The sequence below is a fragment of the Neisseria sp. genome (assembly GCF_030527965.1).
Taxonomy (GTDB): Bacteria; Pseudomonadota; Gammaproteobacteria; order Burkholderiales; family Neisseriaceae; genus Neisseria.
This window is the reverse complement of sequence record NZ_JAUMZU010000008.1, coordinates 59,091-83,948: the sequence shown is the minus strand read 5'-3', so window position 1 is coordinate 83,948 and position 24,858 is coordinate 59,091. Positions and strand designations below refer to the sequence as shown.

Sequence of the window (24,858 nt, the reverse complement as noted above, 5' to 3'; positions counted from 1 at the left end):
GCTTGCCCGATTGTTTCAGACAAGCTTTTGTGTAATGGACTAACACAATAATCTACACTAAGGCTACTCCAAATTCTCTACCGGCTTGAGTATTACCGCATTGCCTGATTTTACCAGCCATTTATCTTCTACACGCCATTTTCCGGCATCATCTTCAACGCGCACATACCAATGCTCTGTAGCTGGCAACGGTTTAAATATAGCATTGTATTCTTTTTTATCGCCCGACAAAGCACCGGGCTGCAAAGTGATTTTCTGATCCAAATCTTGTCGTGCCGGATGCATGAACAAAAGGCTCATTTTCTGCTTAGGATCAAAATTGCCGCTGATAAACACTTTGGCCACATCATTAGTCGGGCTGATTAATACCTGAGCTTCGATATTGCGTTTTTTCGCTTCTTGGTCACGCTCCAGTTGCAAGTTGATGTGCTTACCGTCTTTGTAATAATCATCAATGACCAAATCCGAATTATGGGTTTTGGCAATAAAAAAGGTGGAAACGGCGGCGACAACCACAATCGCCGGACCGGCCATTAAAATCCACGGCCAAGGTTCTTTATACCAAGCTTTAACAGGCTTCGATTTACTCACGTTTTACTCCCCGATAAATGAAGAATCTTCCACAAGCTCTTTAGCCTGATCACCCGCTTCTGCCGCTTGTCGGTATTTAAACCGGAATTCAATCGGATGCGTGCCTTTATCGGCATATTCGGGATAGGTAGATACTTGCACCGGCACAGTCAGTGTTTCATTCGGCGGGACATGCAAACCTTTCGGCGGCAGGCCAGTCAGAGCAATGTCGTCAAAACCGCTTACTGAAGCAGTCAGCACTTGTTCCTCTTCGCTTGCGTTTACGATGCGCAGATTATATGCATTCTCCAAGCGGCCCTGTTTGTTTTCTCGTACCATCACGCCTCTATCTTTAATAATATCGACAGTCAGACTATCACGCGTGGCCACGCCGAACAGTAAAGCGATAACCGCGACAAAGAGAAACGCACCATATCCAACAACTTTAGGCCTGAACAAACGTTTTTTAATTTGTGCTTCGGTATACTCATGTTTCAATGCAGACTCTGTAGTGTAACGGATGAGCCCGCGCGGATAATTCATTTTATCCATAATTTCATCGCAAGCATCAATACACGCAGCACAGCCTATGCATTCATACTGCAAACCGTTTCGGATATCTATGCCGACAGGACATACCTGCACGCACATCGTGCAATTGATACAGTCGCCCAATTGGCTTTCTTCTTTGCTGACGTTTTTCTTGCGTGCCCCGCGCGGCTCCCCCCGCTCTTCATCATAAGAAATAACCAAGGTGTCGTGGTCAAACATGGCGCTCTGGAAACGCGCATACGGGCACATGTATTTGCATACTTGCTCACGCATCACATGCGCCATCATCCAAGTTGCAATACCATAAAAAGCCGCTGCAATTAAAACGGCCGTTCCAGCCGACCCATTAAAAATATTAGGAACGAATTGACGGATGGGGGAAAACCAACCGGCAAATGTGATACCCGTCCAAGCACATACGGCAAAAATCAGCAGATATTTAGTCGCTTTGATGCGGATTTTAGTGAAGTCCCACGGCGCTTTCTCCAATTTCATCCGCTTGTTGCGATCGCCTTCAACGAAATGGTCTATCCACAACATGATTTCCGTGTAAACCGTTTGCGGGCAAGCATAGCCGCACCACAAACGGCCTGCGATGGTCGTCCACCAAAAGAGGCCGAAAGCCGAAACAATCAGCAACCCGGCCAGATAAATCAAATCGCCCGTACCCAATGAAAGGCCGAAGATATAGAAATGCCTGGCAGGAATATCAAACAAAACAGCCTGCCTGCCATTCAGGTTAAACCATGGCAATACGTAAAACACGAATTGCGTCGCTACAATCGCCCAAATCCGCCAATTGGCAAAGCGACCTTTGGCCAACTTGGGATGGATGCGTTTAGCGCCTTGATAGAGTTTAACAACCTGTTCTTTTTCTTTTGATTTACCCTTCTCCGGCTGAGAGGCTGCTTTTTTAGGCGGCACTTGCTTAGGCACCGCCGGCTGCGGTTCTTGCTGCTCAGACATAATGCGTTCCTTGGTATATTTGGTATCGTTATATTTGGTTAGCGCCGGTTTGCAACGATACGCTTTTTTAGCCGCCAAGAAAACAGGATTAGGCAAAACATATCGTTTTTTACGGCATGGCAACCGATTTATGTATTATAAAACCATATCGCCCAACGGCGAAACCATACTTTCGAACCATATAGAACCAACCTTTCGGCAAATAACAAAGCAAATGCCTGTCTGAAAACTTTTTCAGACAGGCATTAATCAGCCTCCACATCTTACCAGTTCAGATTCTGGAAAACTTCAAAGCATGGCTGATTTTCATCATTTCAGGCGAAGCCGCATGTGCCGGCACCAATTTGCTAATCAGTTCTATCGAATTGGTAATCGTCCGCACACCGATACGGCGCATTTCGTTAATAGCAGCCAATGTTTCTTCCGCATCAAATCCACGGCAAGCTGCCAAATTCACAACAATATCCCAATTGCCAAAAAAGCGCAGCTGCTTCACCGTTTCCTTCAAGCTGCGGTCTATCGCCGTGCCGCCGATAATCAACGTTGAAGCCTGCTCGTCTAACAACCATTCAATCAATCCGGTACTTTTAAGCTCTTCTTTATCATGGAAACAAAGGCTTTGCCGAGCATCTCCCATGCAATCAACCAGAAAAACCCTGTTATAACGGTTTTCAGAAGGCATGCCCAATAAAAGTTCACTACCTTCCATCGCATTAATTTGATTAGTAAAACCAGAACCGCCGAACGGGCAGCTCTTTAATGATTCGGTTTCAAGCTTATCCGCAGCGCAAACCGGCTGACTTTGAATCAAAATACGCTTGTCGGCAAATAATGCATTTTTATTCATCTCGGCAATCATTTCTCCCATATGGGCACGCGAAACTTTTCTTGACTGTTCAAGAAAACTTCGTTGTGGTTGAAAGTCGATAGAAATAGTGTTCATAATGCCGCCGTATTTAAAATTTCTTTACCAATTAGCATATAAATCAAGATAAATGGAATTTTAAACAGACAATCGGCATTTTCCAATCTTTTTTTTCGTTAATTCTTCCTTTATTTACAGCTAGCAATGTTAAGGTAACAAGAATAATTATCAAAATATAAACCCTATCTGTATGATTTGCTAAAATTTATTTAACTAACATTTAAAAATCCGTTTATCAAAAATAATATCCGTTTATTTTAAATTTCGCTTTTTTACAACAGATTTAATTCTATTCAAATTTAATCTTAACCCGTTTATCCATCAAAAAATAAATGCCTGTCTGAAAAAAATCAGACAGACATTTAACCAAGCTAGAACTCAGTTTATTAACCGCTAAAACTATGCACTGAGATTAACTGCATGTTCACGCGTTTCGTGGAATACAATATCCGGCCAACGCTCCTGAGTTAAATTCAAATTCACACGATTAGGGGCGAGATAAGCCAGATTACCGCCCGCATCGGTTGCCAGGTTAGCCACGTTAGCCTTTTCAAATTCGGCCAACTTTTTCTTATCCTCGCAAGATACCCAGCGTGCAGACCAGATGCTAGCCGTTTCAAATACCGCTTCCACTCCGTATTCTGCTGACAGACGCGACGTAACCACTTCAAACTGCAACACACCCACCGCACCCAAGATTAAATCTGCACCGTTATGCGGTTTAAATACCTGCACCGCACCTTCTTCCCCCAACTGTTGCAAACCTTTTTGCAACTGTTTCATTTTCAGAGGGTTTTTAATACGAACACTGCGGAACAATTCAGGTGCAAAAAACGGAATGCCGGTAAAGGCCAGCTGCTCTCCTTCTGAAAAACTGTCGCCGATCTGAATATTGCCGTGATTCGGAATACCGATGATGTCTCCGGCATAAGCCTCTTCAACCAATTCCCGATCATGCGACATAAACGTTACCACGCTGGAAGCCGCGATTTCACGATTAATCCGCAAATGCTTCATCTTCATACCGCGCTCAAACTTGCCGGAACAGATGCGCAAAAAAGCGATGCGGTCACGATGCTTCGGATCCATATTGGCTTGGATTTTAAACACAAAACCAGAAAATTTTCCTTCTTCCGGTTCCACCATCCGTACGGTCGCATCCCGACCTTTGGGCGCAGGCGCCCAGTCAATCAAAGAATTGAGGATCTCTTGAATACCGAAATTATTGATGGCCGAACCAAAAAACACCGGTGTCAATTCGCCCGCCAAAAACGCATCTAAATCAAATTCATTGGAAGCAGCCTGCACCAATTCGATTTCTGCACGCAGATTGTCCATTTCCAATGGAAACAACTCATCCAACCGCGGGTTATCGATGCCTTCAACAATTTCAAATTCATGCGGCAATTTCTTACCGCCGGCATCAAACAAATACACTTTATCATTTAAAATATGATACACACCCTTAAAATTCTTACCCATCCCTATCGGCCAGGTAACCGGTGCGCAGCGGATTTTAAGAATACTCTCCACTTCATCCAACAATTCCAAAGAATCGCGTACCTCACGGTCATATTTGTTCATAAAAGTGACGATAGGGGTGCTGCGCAAACGGCAAACGTTCAGCAGTTTAATAGTCTGCGCCTCCACCCCTTTTGCCGCATCAATAACCATCAACGCACTGTCCACAGCAGTCAGCACGCGATAAGTATCTTCAGAGAAGTCTTGGTGTCCGGGCGTATCGAGTAAGTTAACAATATGATCTTGATATTCAAATTGCATTACAGATGAAGCAACTGAAATACCCCGTTGCTTCTCAATTTCCATCCAGTCAGATGTCGCGAACTTACCGGTTTTCTTACCTTTTACCGTACCTGCACTTTGAATAGCACCGGAAAACAACAACAGCTTTTCGGTTAACGTGGTTTTACCCGCATCAGGGTGGGAAATGATGGCAAAAGTACGACGGCGGCGCACTTCTTGTGGAATATGAGACATAACGGATTCTTAATTGATGAAATGACGATAATTTTTCAGACAGGCATTTAAATTGCCTTGCAGTGAAAAGCGAAAGATTGTACAAAAAAATACTTTATTTTTCAATATTTATAGCGGGAACTACCCCGCTATAAATAATCTGATTAAATTTTCAAGAAAAGGCATAAATACGTTCCAATGCCTGTCTGAAATTTAACCCACTACAACATCCTATGCGACAAAGCAGGCAAACGCGTACGAACACTTTTCAAACGCGCCACATCCAATTCAGCCGTTACAATACCCTCGCCCTCACCCAACACATTTACCACATCGCCCCATGGATCAACAATCATGCTATGACCAAACGTTTTACGGCCGCTTTCATGTACCCCGCCTTGAGCCGCGGCAACCACGTAACATTGATTTTCCACCGCACGAGCCCGCAATAATAGTTCCCAATGCGCGCGGCCTGTTGTATCTGTAAACGCAGCAGGCAACAACAATACGTCAAACGGCAATTGCGCCCTGAAAAATTCAGGAAACCTAACGTCATAACACACACCCTGCGCCACACTCCAACCATCAACTTTCAAACTCGGCACCGCTTGCCCAGCCAGAATCGTATCCGCTTCCGCATATTGCTCTCCTAAACCGGAATAACCAAACAAATGCATCTTGTCATAAAAGCTCAAGCGTTCCCCATCGGCATCAAAAACCAACATCGTATTTAATACCTTATCCAGTTCCTTACTCTTCAAAGGAACAGTGCCGCCAAACAACACCACCCCACATTCCCGCGCCAAATCGCTCAATGCCTGTTGCAGTACCCCGCAACCCAAAGGCTCTGCGATCTCCAACTTATCGATATCTTGTTTGCCCATCAACGGCCAATATTCTGGCAACAAAACCCAATCCACCTGCAACTGTGCTGCCTGACGCACCAATCTTTGCATCGTTTCCAAATTCTCACTCGGATGGGTTGAAGAAACCATCTGAATCGCCGCAACTTTAATATTATTCACATTTATCCTTAACTAAATACCGATATATAATAGTTGTTGATATTAACCTAAATAATCAACAAACAAAAATAGTTTTTCAGACAAGCATAGATACAATCTCTCTCTTTCTATTAAATGGCATCTCCCCTCCATCCTTAGCCCTTATTATTCTTTATCCTGCAACTTACCCATCATCGAATAAAAAAATCCCTCTAAATAAACCATTCAGAGGGATTTCATCGCATTCTATACTAAAAAAGTTAAAATTAGCCTTTCCGAGCCGGCAATTTTTCTTTAATCCGCGCAGCTTTACCAGTCAAGCCACGTAAATAATACAATTTGGCACGACGCACATCGCCTCGGCGTTTTACTTCAATTTTCTCAACACGCGGAGAATACAAAGGGAAAGTACGCTCAACGCCTTCACCGCTGGAAATTTTACGCACGATAAAATTGCTGTTCAAACCACGATTGCGACGGGAAATAACCACACCTTCATAAGCTTGAAGACGGGTACGGTTACCCTCTATTACGCGTGCCCATACCACAACGGTATCACCCGGAGCAAATTCCGGAATATCTTTGTTCAAACGGGCAATTTCTTCTTGCTCTAACTGTTGAATCAAGTTCATTTTAATTTCCTTAAATTATAATTGGATTTTCCGTTGCTCTTCTTCGATTTCTCGCAAGAGTCGGGTTTCCTTTGGGATTAAATCACGCTTTTCCAATAAATCTGGTCTGCGTAAAAAAGTACGTTGCAACGATTGTTTTAACCGCCACTCCGCAATCAAACCGTGATTGCCTGAACGCAATACCTCCGGAACATCCATTCCCATAAATGATACGGGTCGGGTGTAATGGGGACAATCCAGTAAACCATCGGCAAAAGAATCTTGCTGGGCAGACTCCATATCGCCCAACACACCGGGAATCAACCGCAATACCGCATCCATCAGCATCATTGCCGGCAATTCACCTCCCGATACAACAAAATCGCCTATACTGACTTCCTGATCAACGCTTGCTTGCAACACGCGCTCATCTATACCTTCATAACGGCCACACAGTAAAATCAAGTCGCTCATCTGAGCAAGCTCTTTTACTTTTTCATGATTCAGCGGCGCACCTTGCGGACTCAAATAAATCACAGTCGACTGTGATTTTGAAATCCGTTTCTTAGCAGCATCAATAGCGGCCAACAGAGGCGGTGCCATCATAATCATTCCCGGCCCGCCGCCAAAAGGACGGTCATCAATATAACCGAGTTTGTTATCAGCAAATTCGCGTGGATTAATCGCTTCGAACTGCCACAATCCGCTTTTCAGCGCACGAGAGGTAACGCCATATTGAGTGATACTGTCAAACATTTCTGGAAACAGGGTAATCGCCTGAATTTTCATCAGTAATCCAAACCCCAATCTACAAGAATCGTTCGGTCTTCCATATTAACGCTGCCGATATAATTCGAGACAAACGGAATTAACTTTTTGCCGTAATCACCGTCAACAACCAACACGTCATGAGCACCGGTTTCCATAAGATTTTCTACGGTTCCCAGTGAAATACCTTCTTGATTGGTTACAGTCATGCCAACCAAATCCGTCCAATAATATTCGCCTTCCTCTGCAGGGGCAAATGCTTCACGTGGTACTTCAATCGTATAACCGCGTAGTTCGTGTGCTACATTTCGATCGTCAATACCTTCAAATTTTACTTGAAGTTCACCGCCAGACAATTTACCGCTTTCTACGGCAACCGTGCGTTTTTGACCGTCTTTAACCAGCCGCCACTCCGAGTAATCCAACAGACTATCGGAATATTCAGTATTGGCAGAGACTTTTACCCAACCTTTAATACCAAATACCCCTTTAATGTAGCCCATGGCTACCCATTTCTGAGTGTCATTCATATTTTAAAGACTTAAGCGGCCGCTTTTTGCTCTTTAACCAGTTTACTAACAGCTTCGCTAACTTGCGCACCTTGGCCTACCCAATGATTCAGGCGTTCAGCATTCAAACGCACACGTTCTTGTTTTTCATTGGCTACTGGATTGTAAAAACCCACGCGCTCAATGAAACGACCGTCGCGACGGCTTCTGCTGTCGGCTACAACGATGCTGTAAAAAGGGCGTTTTTTAGAGCCGCCGCGGGCTAAACGGATAACTACCATGTTTAAAATTTCCTTGAAGAAAAATAGAATGTATGGGAAACCGCCAATTTTAGGATATTTTACGGTTTTAATGCAAGTATTTGTTGTATCAGTTTCATTTTTCCTGCCACAAATACCAGTTAAATATCGTTTAATACGAGTTGTTCTTACTCAAACCGGCAAAACCCTTCGCAAAAGTTCCATATCATGAATAGGCGTTATGCACGCTTCGCCCAGCTTATTCAGGCTGATGAAATTCATCGTGCCGTCGCTAACCTTTTTGTCATGTTTCATATGCGCCATCCACCGGTCAAAATCAAACACCGGCGCTTCGGTAGGTAGGCCAGCTCGGGCGAATAAACGGACGGCACGTTGCGTATCTTCTTCGCTTAATTTTCCCAGCGCTTGCGATAAACGGCAGGCTAGCACCGCGCCTGCCGCCACTGCCTCGCCATGCAACCAGACGCCGTACCCCATTTCTGCTTCTATGGCATGGCCAAATGTGTGACCAAGATTCAGCCAGGCACGAATGCCCTGTTCTTTTTCATCAGCCGCCACAATTTCGGCTTTCATTTTGCAGCAATGGTAAACGGCATAACCGAGTGCTTCCGGTTTCTGCTGCATCAAATCTTCCATATGTTTTTCCAACCAAACTAAAAATTCCGCATCTCCCAACAATGCATATTTAATCACTTCCGCCATGCCGGCCGAAAATTCTCGCGGTGGCAGTGTCGACAACGTTGACAAGTCGGCAAAAACGGCTTGCGGCTGATAAAATGCGCCAACCATATTTTTTCCCAAGGGATGATTGACCGCGGTTTTCCCGCCAACCGAAGAATCAACCTGACTAAGCAACGTGGTGGGCACTTGTATGAAAGGTGCGCCGCGTTGGTAAACTGCGGCGGCAAACCCCACCGTATCGCCAATCACACCGCCGCCCAAGGCGATTAGTGTGGTTTTGCGCTCTGCGTTGTGTTTGAGCAGGCCGTCAAAAATCAGATTGAGCGTTTGCCAGTTTTTATAAACTTCGCCGTCTGGTAGGATAATGGAAAAATGGTTGATGCCCAATTCATCCAATTTTTTCTGCCATTCGACCAGATACAGCGGCGCAACGGTTTCATTGGTAATAATGGCCGCTTTTTGCCGGATATACTGCCGCAAAGTTTCGGCAATGTTTTGACTCAGCAAATCTCTGCCGATAAAAATAGGATAACTGTGAGACGGGGTGTTGACGGTAAGGGTTTGCATGGGGCTTACTCTTGCAGGAATTTTAGTATATTTTCAATGGTCTTATGACAGCCGCCTTCTCCACCTTCAATAACGGCATGGGCGGTTTGGCGGTAAATCGGATCGCGCGCCTGATAAAGCGTTTGCAGTTTAGCCAACGGATTATCTACTTGAAGCAGCGGGCGGTTTTTATCACAGCGGGTTCTTTCGAGCAAAACCGTAGGACAAGCATGCAGATAGATAACCAAACCACGCTCACGAAGGCGCTGCCGGTTGTCTTCACGCAAAACAACTCCGCCGCCGGTGGCCAATACGATGCCGTTTTCACGGGTCAAGTCTTCAATAGTACAGGCTTCACGCTCGCGAAATCCTTGCTCTCCTTCCAATTCGAAAATGGTTGGAATCGATACGCCGGTTTTTTCACAGATTACATGATCGCTGTCGTAAAATGGCCGTGCCAATGTTTGTGCCAGCCGCTTGCCGATAGTGGTTTTCCCTGCGCCCATCAGGCCGACAAGGAAGATATTTCGATTTGATTTTTTCATGGATTCGATTGTAACCGAAATTGGCCGCTTATAGTCAAACCCAAACCCGCGCGGCCTCTGGCTCGCGCATGCCAGCGTCTATTTACAGACCGAATCTTAATGCCTGTCTGAAAACACTTTCACCGGCCGATTCGATTGCACTATCTGCACCGACTTTCATTCTGCTACAATCTTCGTTTTTCCAATCCTCTGCCGCCATGCTTTGTAAAACCGATATCGCCCGCCGTTTCGCCCGCGCGCTACCTTCTTACGAGCGCCATGCGGCAGCGCAAACGGAAATCGCATCCCATCTTCTAATGTTGCTGCAAAACTTCATACCGCCCGATATTGATTGCGCGCTGGAAATCGGATGCGGCTCTGGTAACTACACCCGTATGTTGCAAAATAATCTGTCGGCCAATACATGGCACGTTAACGATTTATGCGAAGCATGCTCGAGCTATGTGGCAGCCGATCATTTTCTCGCCGGCGACATCGAAACCTTACCGCTTGATACGCCATACGACCTCATTACATCCGCCTCTACTTTCCAGTGGATAACCAACCCTGCCCTTCTCCTGCGCAAACTTCATGCCTGTCTGAAACCGGGCGGCATCCTGGCTTTCAGCACCTTTACACCCGACAATTTATTTCAAATCCGCACCCTGACCCAAGCCGGCTTGATTTACCCCTCTCCCGAAGTCTGGCAAAATCTATTGCAACAAAGCGGCTTTCAGACAAGCCATTTTGCAGCCGATACCATCACTTTAAAATTCGACAGCCCGCAAGCCGTATTACAACATTTGAAACACACCGGCGTAACCGCAATCCGCAAACACACCTGGACCAAAACCCGTTTATCGGATTTTTACGCACAATACCGTACCCGCTACGAAACCGACGGTAAATTCCCGCTCACCTACACACCGCTATACATCATCGCCCAACGCATCAGCAGCCACACATCATGACCAAACACGTCTTCCTTATCAGCGGCATTGACACCGACGTCGGCAAAACTGTTGCCACCGCCCAATATGCCAAAGAGCTGACCTTATCAGGCATCAACGTTACCACGCAAAAAATAGTGCAAACCGGCTGCACCGGCATCGCGCAAGACATCCTGACCCATCGGCGCCTGCAAAGCATTCCCCTGAGTGAACACGACCGCAACGGCACCACCGCGCCCTATGTATTCCCCTACCCCTGTTCACCGCACATGGCAGCCGAACGCGAACACACCCAGATAGACCCCAAGCGCATTAAACAGGCCACAGACATTCTATTGCAACACTACGACACCGTTTTACTCGAAGGTGCCGGCGGCCTGATGGTGCCGCTAACCCGCAACCAAACGATTCTGGATTACGCCGCAGAGCACCGCTACCCCGTGATACTCGTTACATCAGGCAAACTCGGCAGCATCAACCACACCTTACTCAGCCTGAATGCCTTAGCCGCCCGCAAATTGCCGGTACACCGCATCATCTACAACCGTTATCCCATTTACGACCCTGCCATCAATACCGAAACCGAACGATTTTTGCAACACTACACAACACAACATTTCCCGCAAACCGAATGGCGTACGCTGGATAAAATGACAATGCCTGTCTGAAAATATTCAGACAGGCATTTATCGAATCTTCAAAGGTCTTTCTTAAAACCTGATCCCTTTACCGAATCGGCCTGCTATCACAACCACCATAAAGCCAAACTGCATACCCCGCGCATACCATTAGAACGGTTGCTGAGCCGTTTGCGGATTTTGATCATTACTATGGTGGACGGAAGATAAATTTCGTCAATGCATTGAGCTGCTGCCATAACAGTGATACCTATGCTTACTGGTGTCCAGCTGGCTGGCGGGTAATCTGATCAAGTTGCGGCTGATGAGTAGTAGCTGACAGTTGGATTGGTGGAGGATATCCATCGTGCTGCGCTTGTAAAACTTCAAATGGGATGTTTGCCCCCATTGAAACGTTGAACCCTGCTTAATCGTCAAACTCTCAAAGCCTAAAAATCGTTTAGACTTTTTGTTTATTCAGTAGATTTCGTCAGTTATGCAACCATCTGGATACGTTTCGCGTAACGGCGAAGGAAACCTGGAAACGCAGGACGCGAGCAGCTATCGGGTGAGAAAGCGAAACAGCTTATTGAAAGGCTGGCAGTGGCTGGGTATACCGGAATAAAGCAAATACAAAGAAGCACTGAATATCGTCTTGTCAATGCCGGCCAGTACACCACTGGAAGCGGTACACAACGCCGCCCGCATACGACCGAACAATTCGACAGCCATCAATTGTTTGGTCCACATCACGAACGGGCCATCCTGACGAGCCACCGCATCCGCATGTTCATTTATTCGTATTGATGCAAGACGAACTTGACCAACAACTGAATCTATGCAAATCCGACCTGTTTGAATGTCGGGTACGCTTTACCGAGAAGGTGTTTTATGCGCTGCAACAAAACGACGACACAGAGGCTCAGTACATAAACTGGAGAATAGTAGTTTACGAGCGATGCGGCAACGCGGCGCATGAACCCTACAAATGTGAGGCATTATTATTTAAAGAATACGCCCAAATCGCAAAGGAACTGTACAACAAGATAAGAGCATAAGACTGAAGCACGCTCCATCAGTAAACTGGCTAAGGAAATACCGGACAATCGTTCGACACAGCAGGCTCAGGCAGAGTAGGGTATACGGCAGTAAGCAGTTAAGTATTGAAAGAAATATCTTTACGTATTTTTTTCAAAAAAATGATTTCATAAGGAACTTTATTGGTAATCTACTGTGAAGCAACATAAGTATGAAAATGCAAGCTGTACAAACAGTTTGTATTACTATTGCTTTATGCATTTTTAATGAGTATTCATTCCAATTAGTAGCCTTTGGGGTAAGTTGATTGAGCATTTCACCTGAAGGATCCCGCAAGAACTTTTCTGCTATTGAATCTACAATAAAAAGTAAGACACTAAAGATAAACCACAATTGAAAAATCCTATGCCATTCATGCAAATAGAGCAATACTCCCCCACTTAACATTAGCCCCCAACCTGCAATATTATAATATATGTCGATAGCTCTCAGCCCTTTTAAAAGTAAAAATTTTTCTCTCTCTTCTTCACAAGTTTTAAGGCGTAAAGAAAGCCATGGAGCAAATAATAATGGGCCAACCGCTACAATTGCAAATAAAATATGTAAAACATGAACTAAATTATAACTCATAACATTTACTAAAAAAATTAACTTATATGTATAAGTCAGAATACCATTTAAAACAAGTAAAAACATGTCCCACAAAGACAAATTATCGAATATAATGGATATTATGTATATTTCTCTTTGAAAGCCTTACGAGCTTGGCCTGGCGAATTATTATAATTTCGACGAAACCAATGACCAAATGAATCTCCTGAGGAAAAGCCCAATATAGCCGAAATCTGCTCATTGGATGTACCTTTTGATAATTCCTGACAGGCAATAATTAATAGTAAACGATTATGCCATTCAGTATAGCGTAATCCTGTTTCTTTCTTAAATAGCCGTGCTAATGTACGGCTTGTTGCCCCTACTTTCTGTCCCCACTCAGTTAATGTATATCTTTCATTTGGTTTTTTTATAATACTATCTGTTATTTTTTTTAAACGACTATCTTGAGGTAACGGTAAAATAAACTGATGTGCCGGAGAGCAAATAATCTCTTCAAATAGTAACTGAAGCAAATTATGTTTGTTTTTATTGGAAATAGAGTAATTATCACGGGTCAAGCGGTCACAAATAGCAATAAGAAGAAGAGAAGATTCTATTAGTTTTAAGCTTTCTCCAAAGTTATTACACAATTCAGGCGGTAGATAAAGGACAACCAATTCTGCATCCTCATTAGCAATCCCCCAATGAGTCGTATTAGGGGGAATCCATACTCCCATATTTTGCTTTATTAACCACTGATTATGGTTTGTATATCCTAACAGCATACCATTCGTAACTAACACGAACTGCCCATATGGATGTTTATGAGGAATTATTTCTGTCGAGTCCTCTTTTCTGATAATACGCTTTAGGATTGTAATATCAAGAATAGAAATTTTAGTCATATCTTAACTATATGGATAAATAAATACTATGCTTTGCATACTAAAATTGACAAATTGCTTACACTTATTGTTTTAAATAATCATCTAACGGATAGTATAATTATGCCACTTAGTTTATCGTTTAATTTTCCTTTCAATGGCTTTAATTCGACTTTAGCTAAAAGTAATTTTCGAATCCTTATTTTGATAATTCTGTAGCGCTACAGATACTAACAAGAGAGGCAAACAGCTATAGTCTTGCTTTCCTAAATACGGCACTGATCGTATGGCCCAACCATAAGCTACTTAAACTAGGTTCTATGACGCTTAAATTTTTATATTAGGCATATAAGCGACCTGAATAGCTTAATATAGTATAAAAATTCCCAACTACACAAATCTAGTTAAGTAAGCTATTTTTATATACAGATGGCAATGACAACGAAAAAAATAGTCCAATAATCATACATAATCCAAGAATAGTAAAACAAGCCTGGAAGGAGTAGATTCCTTTTAAATATAGTTGTATTGTTGCTAACGTATTTATTCCTAATGAAGCACCAAGATTACGTAAAAACTGGACTGTAGCAGTCCATTTACCAATTTTTTCAGTAGGAGCACTATTTTGCACTAATACTAGAGTTGAGGTTGCAACAAATCCCATCCCTAGACCTGTTAATAATAAAGCAACAGCAATCAGGGCAAATATATTGTAGCTTATAGCCATCACCATTAAAAATGAACCGCATGCAAGCATTACCATACCGTTAATTGACATTCTCCGGTAACCAGTAGAAACAAGCTTGTTTCCACAAATTGCAGAACCAACGACCCAGCCTAAAGCCGCTAGCATGATTAATAAGCCACTAGAGAGATCACTGCTTTTTTGCTGATGCAACGCAAGAGGAAGTAGGGTTACCGATGCATATAGCGCAGCACTAGAAAGCAAAATTAAGCACATAACAGAAAATAACATTTTCTTTTGAAAAAAGAGTAAAGGAATAGGGCTTTTTTGCGGCAGTTTTCTAATACGAATAAACAGTAGTATAGATGTTACGGCTAGTATTATTAAAAGCTGCGGTAATATATCCTTAATACTTTCTAGCTGACTAATTAATAATAAGCTACAAGTAAAACCAACTAATAAGGCTTGGGTAGTCCAATCTATTTTTTCAGTATCGTAATCTTTTTTAACAGTTGGAGTTATAAACAAAAGTATTAGAGCCAATATACTGATTGGAATATTAAACCAAAAAATTGACCTCCAAGTAAATATGTTATTCAATACACTTCCTAAAAGAGGTCCAACAATAGCAGCAAGTCCCCATACCCCACTTAATATTCCTTGCATTTTTCCACGTTTTTCCGCATTAAATAATACGGCTAATAAGGAATAGGACAACACAATAATTCCTCCAGCACCAATGCCTTGCAATGCCCTTGCTGCAATAAGTTCAAACATACTTGAACTTATTGCAGCAAACACGGATGCCAATAGAAATAATAGTAAGAAGCCTTTTAGTGTAGTAGAGGTTCCAAGCCGATCACTGATTGCTCCTGCTAATGGAGCAATCAGTGCCACGGGGAGTAGAAAAGCTGTCATTATCCAAGGATAAAGCGCTGGATCACCAAGTTCATTACTAATATAAGGAAGTACAGTACTGACAATAGTACCATCAACTGCTGCAAGAAAAAGAGAGACGATAATTGCAGCTGTGCCTATTTTCACTGATTTATTAGATGAGGTAACTTGATCAAAGCTCATAACTTCTCCGAAAATTGAGTTGCATGAACTTTAGATGCTTGAGAAAACTGATGTATAATTGCTTCAGTTTCATCATCAATATAATCGTCGACTTTTCTGATTGTTTCTCCCGATTGAACGATTTCGCGAAAGCGTAACGTCATATCAAGTTGGGTTTTCGCTGTTAAATTACCTTCTGTGTAATCTATGTCAAACGCTGCTTTTACCGTTTCCTCACTAGCTATTGCCAGTTGAGTATTCAAGGATTCTGTTTCCTGAATTAATTGATGCATCCGCTTACGTTCAGAATTTGAAAAAGTTGGAATAATTTGATCAAAAACAGCATGGTCAAATTTGATATGACGGGCCTCATCTAATCCATGGAAGTGTAATAGCCTAGTGAGGAAACTATGCTGCATTGGATCAAGGACTTTTAATCGGCGCTCGAACACTGTGATAATTGACTCTCCAACATAGGCAGTAGAGCACAGAGCTGCAAGTTTAATTAATGGTGAATCATTATCATTATAGAGCTCAATTCTTTCTTTAGAAAAATTATTCTTTAGCTTAACATCAGCACCAGATAAATTTCGAACATACTGATAAAAGCTATTTGCATGATTGATTTCTTCAGATGCAAAACAAGAAATAGAATGATATAAACCGTCACCCATGATAAGAGGTGTTGATTCTCCTTGTAATTCACACAATACCCGGCTCATCACTGTAGCAACATGCATTTCAATTTCGGCTAGTTGTGCTAGTTCTTTGTAAAGGTATGCAATAGCTTTTTCTTCTTGCCCAGATTGTCCAAGTATAACTCTAGAGAGGAAATCTAACTCGCCATCCGTTGCAGCTTCCTCCCATGGCATTCGATTAGGATGGAGATAATTTAAATGGGCATATTTATTGATTTGTTTGATAGAATTCATCATAGTATTAGTCCTTATACAGCTTTATTAACTCAGATACGACAATGCATTAAAAATCGTACGTGCTTTATCTTCAATCTTACGTCGACCATGCATTACTCGAGTATTATCAATTAATACGATATCACCATCTTTCCATCCAATATCATCTGTGAATCGCTCACAAAGATCCTCAACTTCTTCTAGAATCTCGGTTGGAATGCTTTCTCCATTGGCAAAAGTAATCACTGGCTTCTCATAATGATTAGATGGGCCAAAAATACTATTGGCAAAATTATGAGTTTCCAATGGATTAACATGACTGGAACGAATTGCTGATGTTTTAAATTGGTAATAAACAGAATGATCTTTATTTACTATAATATTAGTATTTGGCTGATCTTCAATTAAAGATAACAAATCATCCAACGTAATTTCTTCAATACTTGTAGGTGCATTTACTTGATCTCTTAAGGAGTGAAAAGCAAAAGTTTTCCATTTTTTCTCTTCTACTCGGCGAGAATACATAATATCCTGCTCAAGAAAAGCCAATTTTGCTTTGCTACTCATATAATTATATACAATTTTACCATCACATACTGTAGTTTGCGAGCCGAGTTTAGGAGCTTTTTGACAATAAAACCAACATAAATCTGGCCAGAATGGACTATTTCCATTCTCACAATGTAAGCCAACCTTGTCATAACCAGCATCTACTTTTTGAGCTGTATTACCATCAAAGCTACGAGCAGGATCTAAGCTGATACGCCCACTACTTTGACGTACTAGGCAAGAAAAACTGTCAATACTGTGATTAAAATTACGCAATATTAAATATCCATTTTTAGCTAATTGCTGCAATAAATCATTAGGCTCGAGATCTGTTACACTCCCCCTATCCAGAGAGGTAATAACTAAGCCAGCATGATTTGTATGAGGACTCGTATCAATTTGATTTATCATAAAATAATTATCTCCATTCTGTCAGTTGTTCAATAAAACTTGAAATAACATCACGTCGAGGCCTCCCCGTAATAGTAAATAATTTCTCCATAACTCTCTTGTCATACGGTACAAATATTGGTTCAGTAATATGTTCAATCTCATTAAGATATTTTTCTGCATAATTATTTATAGATTGTTGAACCATATCTGCTTTTGACATATCCTCAATAATAAAAATGCCACTTAGAAACTGCTGCTTATCTCCAAAAACAATAACTTGTAATACTCCAGGAACGTTACGATAAGCTGATTCGAGCCATTCAGGAGAGATATTTCGACCATTCGCCATTATGATCATAGACTTTTTCCTCCCAAGTATAGATATGAATCCATCATCATCTTGTATTGCTAAATCTCCTGTATGCAACCAACCATCCTTATCGGTCAAGCAACTACTAGGATCTTCATTTGTATAGCCGGCAAATAGAGAGCTGCTACGAATATAAAGTTCATTATCCTCAGAAATCTTTACCTCAACATGAGACAACGGCTTGCCTACCGTTCCGATGCGATTAGCACCTTTATGATTCCAAGTAGCGACAGAGCTGTTTTCACTAAGGCCATAGCCTTGGTAAACTGTGATTCCAAGTTGATCAAGGCTATGCAAAACTTCACTGGAAACAGGAGCTCCGCCAGCTGCTAATAGTGGTAAGGAATCTCTGCCAAATAGGGCTAAAATTAAATTTGATTTTTCCTCATGCTTATGAGCGCTATCAGCTAACGCCTCCACTAGAGCTGGTGTCAATGTCAAAGCGGAAGGGCGTGATTGACGAATAATTTCCAATCGTTCTTCTGCCTTGACCCCAGGACTTCCTAAAGGAGCAATATGACTTGGAGGCATTATTACTGCTCCTCCTGAGGTTAAAGGTATGTAGAGTGCAGTAACTTGTTCGATTAACAGACTCAGTGGAACCAAACTTAAATAACGTTTATAGTCTGAGGGATCTGCATGCTGCCATAATGAAGTAACGAGTTCATCTAAACCTCTGCGCCGAATCTTTACTCCTTTAGGCTGAGATGTAGTCCCAGAAGTATGAATTATTTTAATAATAGAGTCAGATTGAGATTGTCGTTCTATATATTGTTCTATATCATTATCAAGTAGTTGGGTTTCTGTGTTTAGCGTTTGCCCACAAGTTATAGGATAAATTTTTCCTATTAAATTTAATCCATTTTTTTTCCATTGATCTAAGCAAGCTGTTCCTAATTCATCAGCTAAAATAATGTCACAGGAATGCAATAAATGCTCTGCTTGTTTATAGGAAAAAGCTAAAGGCACTGGTACTTGAGTTAGCTCGGCTATAAGCAGTGCTATATCCGACAACACCCATTCTGGAGTATTACCCATCACAATACCAACACACGAGCCTTTATTAGTGTTTTGGAGCAGGAATTTTGCTAGATTTTTAGCCTCTGTTACTAAGGATGAATAACTATAAAAAACTTCTTCTTCATATCTATCTCTAGAAGTTTCTTGTAATAGAATAACGGCTGGAGCATCTGGCACATTTTCTGCTTGCATTAATATTGAGTTAAGAATATTCATGATTAACATTCATCTTTTGATTAGTTTAAGAAATTACGATGTATTCCTTCAAAATCTATAAAGGTTAGATTACTACGAATACGACCAAAGAGCTCTACACACTGTTCCAATAAAACAACAACAGTTTTAGGAGATTGATCATAATAACTTCCCCATAGCTTTCTTTCTTCTTCAGGAATACATTCTATAGAAGCTGTCGCTAATATGGAAAATGGAATTCTGTAGAAGGCCAATATCTTAGATAATCTACTTGTTGCTGTAAAAATTACCGCTTCATACCCCATAAACCATAAAAGAAAAGGTAAAATATGAAGCATATTTCCAACCGCACTAGGATTATTTGAGGCTAGAGAGCCCACTTCTATTATATTTTCCTCATCAATCATACAATTTGTTTTTTTCAAAATGACCTCAGACAAGGGGGCATTAAGATAGCTTTCGGAGAATAGTTGTTTCAATGAATGGCGGAATGAAATTCCCGTACAAGCTAGCAAATCACCTGTTATTCTATCCTTATAGGCAATAAACACATCTGGATTTGGGTAAATCGTCGCATCATAATTCTTTTTATAAATATCAATAATATATTTTCTAACATCTTCTGCTAACTCCTCATGATTAAAAATGATATCTATTTGCGCGAGAGGAGAACCTTTATTCGAATTCTTATACAGAAAACTTATCATAGTTTGAAATATCCTTTATTTTTTAGCAGTCTAATATCAATATCAAATAGAGTAGCATGATCCCCAAATACTTGTTTCATACAATAGAATAACAAGTTTATTTTTTATGAAAGACGAATATTATATTTTATTTGTTTATTTTAAATGTACAAAACAGACATAAAAAAGAACAAAACAGACAAATATACTCCCCATCTTCTAATTCCAGTAATTTAATAGAGCTTAGAAAATAGAATTTGTGCAAGCTACTTGCCATCCCTTATTTTTATTTTGAATAAAAGCTTGTCTGAAAAACAATCGGGCTTTCTTATGCGAAAAGCGTTTTTCAAGAAAGGATGTTTATGAAGGAAGCTCATATGATTATTCTCAGGGTAAGGGCGGGGTTGGTAAGTCCTCTACTCAATGTCATCGTGGTGTGTTTATACGACTGTATTAAAAAATCCTGATAAAAGTACGGCTTTTTATCATGCAGCCTGTCAGGTTGGTTTTTATTATGGTGGGAAGGAGATAAGTCATGTTGATTGAAGCGCGTAATCCGTTTAGTACGATAAAGGTTGGACTGACCTTTATGCCACCCGATGAACGGTATCCGCATTACCGGTTAAAGCCGATACATACCGAAGCAGGCAATGATTATTTTCTGCTTTTTTATGTATCCGAAACGGCCTATCTGGTATTGTCACCGAAAATTAAGCGCTATCAGGCAGTTCAGCGACTGGCGCTTGATATGGAAACGGCACCATTCCCTGTTTATGAAAACGTATCATAAGGAAAACCTGATGAAAACCTATGACGTGAATGCCGTTGACAAACATTGCCAATGCCACCCTGAAACCATCCGGCAATATATTCGGCAAGGGTTATTGGTTGCATCTAAGCCGGGACGGAAATATTGCATTACCCAATCTGCCCTTGACGTATTTTTGAACCATCTTGAAAATGATGCTGTGCAGGCATCACTCGAACACAGGAGTGAACAAAAATGCCAACTTATAAACGGAAAAATGGATATTACCAAATCGATATCCGACTCAAAAGCGGTCGCAGAATTAGACAATCTGCTGGCACGAAAGACAAGCAGGAAGCGCAAAGGTTGCACGACAAACTGAAATATGAGTTGTGGCAACAAGAGCAAATGGGTGAAAAACCGAAACGGCTGTGGGATGAAGCGGCCGTCCGATGGATAGAGGAGATGAGCGCCGAGAAAAAAAGCATAGGCTCAGACATCAGTCGTTTACGAGGGTTAGGCACATTCCGCGGCCTGATGCTCAAACACATGACACGAGAAACAATTATGGCGACCATATCAGTTCTACCCTGTTCAAACAGCACCAAAAATCGTTATCTTGCATTGGTCAGAGCTATTTTAAACAAAGCGACAAACGAATGGATGTTGTTAGAGAGAGCACCCAAATTACCGTTATACAGAGAAGCAAAACGTCGTATCCGCTGGTTAATGGTAGAGGAAGCCGAAAGGCTGGTTGCCGCGCTGCCAGAAGAATTCAGTCTGAATACAGGATTACGGCAACGCAACGTACTCGATTTGAAATGGAGTCAAATCGATTTAGATAGAAAAGTTGCATGGGTACATCCCGATAAAGCCAAAGCAGGTCGTTCAATCGGAATTGCTTTAAATCAGACGACCGTCAATATTTTAGAAAAGCAGATAGGAAGACACCCTCAATTTGTGTTTACCAATTCACGCGGAGGTCGAGTTACAAGCATCAGTTCGCGTATTTGGAAGAATGCGCTGGAACAGTCTGGAATCAAAAATTTCCGCTGGCACGATTTACGCCACACATGGGCAAGCTGGCTGGTGCAAAAAGGTGTTCCCTTGGCTGCCTTGCAGGAAATGGGCGGATGGGAAAGTATCTCGATGGTGCAGCGGTACGCGCACTTGTCGCCCGAGCATTTGCACGGACATGCGGCACTTTTAGACGCTGTTCTGGACACAAATTGGTCACAGGCAGAATCTGCTCAAGCGAAAAGCCTCAAAACAAAAAGCCTAAACGATTGTTTAGGCTTTGGAAATTTGGTGGGTCCGGTGGGGTTCGAACCCACGACCAAGGGATTATGAGTCCCCTGCTCTAACCCCTGAGCTACAGACCCGGCTAGAAAGGCCGCTATTCTAACACAATCTTCTTACGAAGCAAAAACTACCGTCTTTTTTAATAGCAATGCCTGTCTGAAAACCATCAACGCCCCGGCACAGTACCCATACGCTGTTTCAGAGAGGTTTTCGGCTCATTGAATAAAGTGGCGTAATAAGTTGCGTTGGTCATAACCTTTTTCACATAATCGCGCGTTTCATTAAACGGAATCGTTTCGGCATAAATCGCACCTTCCAACGGCGTTGCAGCCTGCCAACCGCGCGCACGCCCCGGGCCGGCATTGTATCCTGCTGTTGCCATCACTTCGTTATCCTGCAAACGGCGCTTGGCATCGGCCATATACCAAGTACCCATGCGGATATTGCCGTCCATCGTATACAATTCGCTGTCGTCCATACCGATTTTATTGGCGATTTCGCGAGCCGTGGCAGGCATTACTTGCATCAAACCCTGTGCTCCAACGCTGGATTGCGCGCCCATCATGAAGCGGCTTTCCTGACGAATCAAGCCGTAAACCCAAGCCGGATCAATACCGGCCTGCTCGGCATAACGCACGGTAATATCTTTAAACGGCGAAATATAGCGCAGTTTATAATTCAATTTATTTGAAGTGCCGTCGGCCGTATTAACCGCCATTTCATAAAAGCCTTTGTCAAACGCCAGCTGAGCCGCCGCCAACAGAGTTTCTTCGTTTAAACCCCGAGTTGCATAGCGCCATTCTGCCTGCGCTTGCCGACGCATCTTCCAATCGCCGGAAGCCTGGCTGGCCTGGAATAAATTGAGCGCACGATCAACCGCACCGTCTGACGCCAATTTATCAACGTCTCTTTTAGATGCATCCGCAACATTGTTTTTCACACTTACCCGTTGCCCCAATTCTTCCAACGATAAAGCCGCATAGAAATTACGACCCGACTGTGCAGCTGCCTCGTATAAGGCTTTCGCACGCGCATCGTTACCTTGTGCAGCATAGCTACGCGCCAGCCAATATTGCCAATCAGGCTTTTTCTTCAGCTGCTCAGGCATGCTTTCGATAATGCCCGCCAAATCATTCCAACGGGAAAAACGCAAAGCCGAACGGGCATACCATTCAAGCTGTTCGTCGGAAAGCTGTTTTCTATCCGCACGGCCGTAATAGCTTAACGCCGTTGAAAAATTCTGCTTTTTCGCTTCGGCATAACCCAATACGCCCCACGCAAAAGCACTCTGTTCGCGAGTCAACACATTTTCCAAAGCAGTCAATCTGCCTGCCGCATCACCGCTTTTCTGCGCGGCAGGGCCAATCACGTCGATCAACAATTTTTCCTGCGCACCCTGCCCTGCACCACTATCCAACGGGCTTCCAAGCGCGATGGCGAGATTGCGGGCGTCTGTTACCTGATTGTTGCTGATTAAACCGCGTACCCGACGCCATGCACTTTGATTATCCAGCTTCCCATATCTGGCCGCTTCTTCCAGCAACAGAGTGCAACCCTTAGGCTGTTTACCCAGCTCTTTAACCAGCTTGGCAGACAAACTGCTCGATTTTCCTTGGCTCAGTGCCCTGTATTCCGCATAGCAGGTTACTTCTTGAGCGCGCCCTGCCGCATCCAATTTAGCATATTGCATGTCAAATTGCGCCCACTGCCCGCGCCGAGCCAAACTTTTCAGCCACTCGTTACGCACCGTTTCCACCATTGCACTGTCGCCCGCCTGCGCAACGAACTGCGCGGGCAAAATATCGTCATCTTGCTTAATCGCATCCAAAACACTTTGATACATACGGTAATCAGACAAGGTTTTAGAGGGCGACTCAATCGCACGAACCACGGGCAAATGCACGCCGCCGGAAACATCTGCGGCTCGGTTAATCGGCTCCACTGGCTGCTCCGAAGACGAGCAAGCCGCCAGCACAGCAATAGTAAGGGCGGAAAGGGTGAGTTTTAAAGTACGGTTTCGGATCATTTTATGTTCTTTATGCTGAAATACACCCAAGATGGGTAAATTTGACTATGCTGGGAATTTTAAGCGATTTAGACGAATTGCTCATCCAATAAATCAATCTTTACATTTATATAGTTAGAAATCAATTTCAAAAACACTCATCATAAATCTTGCTGGATAAACCACTTTATCACTGACTACGACTTGCTCTAATGCCTTCATAGAGTGATAAACTGAATCATCACTTGCTGTTCAAACTACAACAAAAAAGACCGCTTATTTTAAGCGGCCTTAAATTCTTATTTATGACGCACATATCCACTAGCGTTCTGATGCCCTATCATCCGTTTTTACGTGCTTGCAGCATCAGCATCATCAATCCCAGCACCACCAGTGTTTCTTCTTCAGGCGTAGTTTCTGCATGCTTCTCCAACTGGAATTTACGCTCCATCCATGACGGTGTTTTTTTCAAACAAAAAATTTCGCGCCCTTGCCTATCGGCCACGCCATAGGAAGGATTGAGAAACAAGCCGCTAAAAAGATTGATAACCGGCACGTCGGCGATAATCGCATCGAGAAAGGCAATCCACGGATTTTTTTCTCTGATTGTCAACACTGCCTCTCCTTCCGCATTTTTCAAAATGTAACTGGTACGCCAAAACGAGCGAAGGCCTTCGCGCTTGAGTTTACCGATGATGTGGCCATTTTGCTCGTCGCGCAGCGTGTATTCGGCGTTGAAATCGATAATGCGGTCTGCTTTGAAGGTGTAGCGGATTTTTTCACGACGGCTGTTTTCATAAACGTCTACCGCCTCTTTGATGCGGAAGATTTTTTGCCGTGTATAGGCAATTTCGCGCCCGTCGGCATCGGATACGATGAAATCATTGGAAGGGGTAAAAATTTTGAACAGAAAATGCAGCGGATAGTGCAGGTTTTGCATCGTTAGTTTCTCATTT

At 42.7% G+C, this 24,858-nt stretch carries 27 protein-coding genes and 1 tRNA gene; 5 read left to right on the top strand and 23 right to left on the bottom strand.

Going from position 1 to position 24,858, the window contains the following annotated elements:
- Nucleotides 1–63 precede the first annotated feature (63 nt).
- The 11 genes from Q4A84_RS05120 to Q4A84_RS05070 all read right to left on the bottom strand — a co-directional run bounded on the left by Q4A84_RS05120 (nt 64) and on the right by Q4A84_RS05070 (nt 9,914).
- The gene (locus Q4A84_RS05120; RefSeq protein ID WP_303087853.1) at nt 64–591 is read right to left on the bottom strand and encodes a FixH family protein; all 528 of its coding nucleotides are present in this window, start codon (nt 589–591) and stop codon (nt 64–66) included.
- 3 nt (nt 592–594) lie between these two features.
- A complete protein-coding gene (gene ccoG / locus Q4A84_RS05115) occupies nt 595–2,088 on the bottom strand; it encodes a cytochrome c oxidase accessory protein CcoG (RefSeq protein ID WP_303087852.1) in 1,494 nt (497 codons plus the stop codon).
- 271 nt (nt 2,089–2,359) lie between these two features.
- Nucleotides 2,360–3,031, bottom strand: coding sequence for an isochorismatase family protein (locus tag Q4A84_RS05110; protein WP_303087851.1), 672 nt, complete (start codon nt 3,029–3,031; stop codon nt 2,360–2,362).
- A gap of 381 nt (nt 3,032–3,412) precedes the next feature.
- Nucleotides 3,413–5,011, bottom strand: coding sequence for a peptide chain release factor 3 (locus tag Q4A84_RS05105; protein ID WP_303087850.1), 1,599 nt, complete (start codon nt 5,009–5,011; stop codon nt 3,413–3,415).
- Between the two features lie 200 nt (nt 5,012–5,211).
- Entirely contained in the window at nt 5,212–6,015 is an 804-nt protein-coding gene (locus Q4A84_RS05100) for a carbon-nitrogen hydrolase family protein (protein WP_303087849.1), read from the bottom strand.
- Nucleotides 6,016–6,260: 245 nt separating this feature from the next.
- Entirely contained in the window at nt 6,261–6,626 is a 366-nt protein-coding gene (rplS, locus tag Q4A84_RS05095; RefSeq protein ID WP_303087848.1) for a 50S ribosomal protein L19, read from the bottom strand.
- A gap of 15 nt (nt 6,627–6,641) precedes the next feature.
- Nucleotides 6,642–7,394 (bottom strand): tRNA (guanosine(37)-N1)-methyltransferase TrmD, encoded by a 753-nt coding sequence (gene trmD, locus Q4A84_RS05090; RefSeq protein WP_303087847.1) that lies wholly within the window; start codon nt 7,392–7,394, stop codon nt 6,642–6,644.
- Nucleotides 7,394–7,903: a ribosome maturation factor RimM gene (gene rimM / locus Q4A84_RS05085; protein ID WP_303087846.1), complete on the bottom strand. Its 510-nt coding sequence runs from the start codon at nt 7,901–7,903 to the stop codon at nt 7,394–7,396. The genes trmD and rimM overlap by 1 nt, the downstream gene beginning before the upstream one ends.
- An 11-nt stretch (nt 7,904–7,914) precedes the next feature.
- Nucleotides 7,915–8,163, bottom strand: coding sequence for a 30S ribosomal protein S16 (gene rpsP / locus Q4A84_RS05080; protein WP_303087845.1), 249 nt, complete (start codon nt 8,161–8,163; stop codon nt 7,915–7,917).
- A 150-nt stretch (nt 8,164–8,313) separates the two neighbouring features.
- A complete protein-coding gene (gene aroB / locus Q4A84_RS05075; RefSeq protein ID WP_303087844.1) occupies nt 8,314–9,390 on the bottom strand; it encodes a 3-dehydroquinate synthase in 1,077 nt (358 codons plus the stop codon).
- Nucleotides 9,391–9,395: 5 nt separating this feature from the next.
- Entirely contained in the window at nt 9,396–9,914 is a 519-nt protein-coding gene (locus tag Q4A84_RS05070) for a shikimate kinase (RefSeq protein WP_303087843.1), read from the bottom strand.
- A gap of 68 nt (nt 9,915–9,982) precedes the next feature.
- Between Q4A84_RS05070 and bioC the strand changes: the two genes are divergently transcribed.
- Nucleotides 9,983–10,864 (top strand): malonyl-ACP O-methyltransferase BioC, encoded by an 882-nt coding sequence (gene bioC, locus Q4A84_RS05065; protein ID WP_303087842.1) that lies wholly within the window; start codon nt 9,983–9,985, stop codon nt 10,862–10,864.
- Nucleotides 10,861–11,511 carry a dethiobiotin synthase gene (gene bioD, locus Q4A84_RS05060; protein WP_303087841.1) on the top strand — a complete coding sequence of 217 codons (651 nt, stop codon included), beginning with the start codon at nt 10,861–10,863 and terminating at the stop codon, nt 11,509–11,511. Before bioC ends, bioD begins: the two co-directional genes overlap by 4 nt.
- A 77-nt stretch (nt 11,512–11,588) precedes the next feature.
- Here the strand turns inward: bioD and Q4A84_RS05055 are convergent, their stop codons facing one another.
- From Q4A84_RS05055 to Q4A84_RS05015, 9 genes are all read right to left on the bottom strand, one after another.
- Nucleotides 11,589–11,720 carry a hypothetical protein gene (locus Q4A84_RS05055; RefSeq protein WP_303087840.1) on the bottom strand — a complete coding sequence of 44 codons (132 nt, stop codon included), beginning with the start codon at nt 11,718–11,720 and terminating at the stop codon, nt 11,589–11,591.
- A 301-nt stretch (nt 11,721–12,021) separates the two neighbouring features.
- The gene (locus Q4A84_RS05050) at nt 12,022–12,213 is read right to left on the bottom strand and encodes a hypothetical protein (protein WP_303087839.1); all 192 of its coding nucleotides are present in this window, start codon (nt 12,211–12,213) and stop codon (nt 12,022–12,024) included.
- A 438-nt stretch (nt 12,214–12,651) separates the two neighbouring features.
- On the bottom strand, nt 12,652–13,128 hold the full coding sequence (locus Q4A84_RS05045) for a hypothetical protein (RefSeq protein WP_303087838.1): 477 nt from the start codon (nt 13,126–13,128) through the stop codon (nt 12,652–12,654).
- A gap of 101 nt (nt 13,129–13,229) precedes the next feature.
- Complete coding sequence (locus Q4A84_RS05040; protein ID WP_303087837.1) at nt 13,230–13,997, bottom strand: AraC family transcriptional regulator; 768 nt, start codon at nt 13,995–13,997, stop codon at nt 13,230–13,232.
- 379 nt (nt 13,998–14,376) lie between these two features.
- A complete protein-coding gene (locus Q4A84_RS05035; RefSeq protein ID WP_303087836.1) occupies nt 14,377–15,741 on the bottom strand; it encodes an MFS transporter in 1,365 nt (454 codons plus the stop codon).
- Nucleotides 15,738–16,655 (bottom strand): diiron oxygenase, encoded by a 918-nt coding sequence (locus Q4A84_RS05030; RefSeq protein ID WP_303087835.1) that lies wholly within the window; start codon nt 16,653–16,655, stop codon nt 15,738–15,740. Before Q4A84_RS05030 ends, Q4A84_RS05035 begins: the two co-directional genes overlap by 4 nt.
- A 24-nt stretch (nt 16,656–16,679) precedes the next feature.
- Complete coding sequence (locus tag Q4A84_RS05025; RefSeq protein WP_303087834.1) at nt 16,680–17,594, bottom strand: TauD/TfdA family dioxygenase; 915 nt, start codon at nt 17,592–17,594, stop codon at nt 16,680–16,682.
- Between the two features lie 7 nt (nt 17,595–17,601).
- Nucleotides 17,602–19,182, bottom strand: a complete 1,581-nt coding sequence (locus Q4A84_RS05020; RefSeq protein ID WP_303087833.1) for an AMP-binding protein — start codon at nt 19,180–19,182, stop codon at nt 17,602–17,604.
- Nucleotides 19,183–19,202: 20 nt separating this feature from the next.
- On the bottom strand, nt 19,203–19,868 hold the full coding sequence (locus Q4A84_RS05015; protein WP_303087832.1) for a thermostable hemolysin: 666 nt from the start codon (nt 19,866–19,868) through the stop codon (nt 19,203–19,205).
- 514 nt (nt 19,869–20,382) lie between these two features.
- Here Q4A84_RS05015 and Q4A84_RS05010 point away from each other — a divergent pair.
- From Q4A84_RS05010 to Q4A84_RS05000, 3 genes are read left to right on the top strand one after another with little or no spacing between them, the layout of a single operon-like run.
- Entirely contained in the window at nt 20,383–20,637 is a 255-nt protein-coding gene (locus Q4A84_RS05010; protein ID WP_303087831.1) for a toxin PIN, read from the top strand.
- Nucleotides 20,638–20,647: 10 nt separating this feature from the next.
- Nucleotides 20,648–20,977 carry a helix-turn-helix domain-containing protein gene (locus Q4A84_RS05005; RefSeq protein WP_303087830.1) on the top strand — a complete coding sequence of 110 codons (330 nt, stop codon included), beginning with the start codon at nt 20,648–20,650 and terminating at the stop codon, nt 20,975–20,977.
- Nucleotides 20,887–21,945: a site-specific integrase gene (locus Q4A84_RS05000; RefSeq protein WP_303087873.1), complete on the top strand. Its 1,059-nt coding sequence runs from the start codon at nt 20,887–20,889 to the stop codon at nt 21,943–21,945. Before Q4A84_RS05005 ends, Q4A84_RS05000 begins: the two co-directional genes overlap by 91 nt.
- Here the strand turns inward: Q4A84_RS05000 and Q4A84_RS04995 are convergent.
- From Q4A84_RS04995 to Q4A84_RS04985, 3 genes are all read right to left on the bottom strand, one after another.
- Nucleotides 21,902–21,977 (bottom strand) — tRNA-Ile (locus Q4A84_RS04995). The genes Q4A84_RS05000 and Q4A84_RS04995 overlap by 44 nt on opposite strands.
- Nucleotides 21,978–22,063: 86 nt before the next feature.
- Complete coding sequence (locus tag Q4A84_RS04990) at nt 22,064–23,923, bottom strand: lytic transglycosylase domain-containing protein (protein ID WP_303087829.1); 1,860 nt, start codon at nt 23,921–23,923, stop codon at nt 22,064–22,066.
- A 319-nt stretch (nt 23,924–24,242) separates the two neighbouring features.
- Nucleotides 24,243–24,842, bottom strand: coding sequence for a hypothetical protein (locus tag Q4A84_RS04985; protein ID WP_303087828.1), 600 nt, complete (start codon nt 24,840–24,842; stop codon nt 24,243–24,245).
- Nucleotides 24,843–24,858: the final 16 nt, after the last annotated feature.

What these genes read in the sequence shown, in the direction of transcription:
- Q4A84_RS05005 (WP_303087830.1), top strand. Translation starts at nt 20,648, where the DNA reads ATGAAAACCTATGACGTGAATGCCGTTGACAAACATTGCCAATGCCAC.
- Q4A84_RS05045 (WP_303087838.1), bottom strand. Translation starts at nt 13,128, where the DNA reads ATGAGTTATAATTTAGTTCATGTTTTACATATTTTATTTGCAATTGTA.
- rplS (WP_303087848.1), bottom strand. Translation starts at nt 6,626, where the DNA reads ATGAACTTGATTCAACAGTTAGAGCAAGAAGAAATTGCCCGTTTGAAC.
- Q4A84_RS05070 (WP_303087843.1), bottom strand. Translation starts at nt 9,914, where the DNA reads ATGAAAAAATCAAATCGAAATATCTTCCTTGTCGGCCTGATGGGCGCA.
- rpsP (WP_303087845.1), bottom strand. Translation starts at nt 8,163, where the DNA reads ATGGTAGTTATCCGTTTAGCCCGCGGCGGCTCTAAAAAACGCCCTTTT.
- aroB (WP_303087844.1), bottom strand. Translation starts at nt 9,390, where the DNA reads ATGCAAACCCTTACCGTCAACACCCCGTCTCACAGTTATCCTATTTTT.
- Q4A84_RS05105 (WP_303087850.1), bottom strand. Translation starts at nt 5,011, where the DNA reads ATGTCTCATATTCCACAAGAAGTGCGCCGCCGTCGTACTTTTGCCATC.
- Q4A84_RS04990 (WP_303087829.1), bottom strand. Translation starts at nt 23,923, where the DNA reads ATGATCCGAAACCGTACTTTAAAACTCACCCTTTCCGCCCTTACTATT.
- Q4A84_RS05040 (WP_303087837.1), bottom strand. Translation starts at nt 13,997, where the DNA reads ATGACTAAAATTTCTATTCTTGATATTACAATCCTAAAGCGTATTATC.
- Q4A84_RS05030 (WP_303087835.1), bottom strand. Translation starts at nt 16,655, where the DNA reads ATGATGAATTCTATCAAACAAATCAATAAATATGCCCATTTAAATTAT.
- rimM (WP_303087846.1), bottom strand. Translation starts at nt 7,903, where the DNA reads ATGAATGACACTCAGAAATGGGTAGCCATGGGCTACATTAAAGGGGTA.
- Q4A84_RS05055 (WP_303087840.1), bottom strand. Translation starts at nt 11,720, where the DNA reads ATGGCAGCAGCTCAATGCATTGACGAAATTTATCTTCCGTCCACCATA.
- trmD (WP_303087847.1), bottom strand. Translation starts at nt 7,394, where the DNA reads ATGAAAATTCAGGCGATTACCCTGTTTCCAGAAATGTTTGACAGTATC.
- Q4A84_RS05025 (WP_303087834.1), bottom strand. Translation starts at nt 17,594, where the DNA reads ATGATAAATCAAATTGATACGAGTCCTCATACAAATCATGCTGGCTTA.
- bioC (WP_303087842.1), top strand. Translation starts at nt 9,983, where the DNA reads ATGCCAGCGTCTATTTACAGACCGAATCTTAATGCCTGTCTGAAAACA.
- Q4A84_RS05010 (WP_303087831.1), top strand. Translation starts at nt 20,383, where the DNA reads ATGTTGATTGAAGCGCGTAATCCGTTTAGTACGATAAAGGTTGGACTG.
- Q4A84_RS05035 (WP_303087836.1), bottom strand. Translation starts at nt 15,741, where the DNA reads ATGAGCTTTGATCAAGTTACCTCATCTAATAAATCAGTGAAAATAGGC.
- Q4A84_RS05110 (WP_303087851.1), bottom strand. Translation starts at nt 3,031, where the DNA reads ATGAACACTATTTCTATCGACTTTCAACCACAACGAAGTTTTCTTGAA.
- ccoG (WP_303087852.1), bottom strand. Translation starts at nt 2,088, where the DNA reads ATGTCTGAGCAGCAAGAACCGCAGCCGGCGGTGCCTAAGCAAGTGCCG.
- bioD (WP_303087841.1), top strand. Translation starts at nt 10,861, where the DNA reads ATGACCAAACACGTCTTCCTTATCAGCGGCATTGACACCGACGTCGGC.
- Q4A84_RS05015 (WP_303087832.1), bottom strand. Translation starts at nt 19,868, where the DNA reads ATGATAAGTTTTCTGTATAAGAATTCGAATAAAGGTTCTCCTCTCGCG.
- Q4A84_RS05020 (WP_303087833.1), bottom strand. Translation starts at nt 19,182, where the DNA reads ATGAATATTCTTAACTCAATATTAATGCAAGCAGAAAATGTGCCAGAT.
- Q4A84_RS04985 (WP_303087828.1), bottom strand. Translation starts at nt 24,842, where the DNA reads ATGCAAAACCTGCACTATCCGCTGCATTTTCTGTTCAAAATTTTTACC.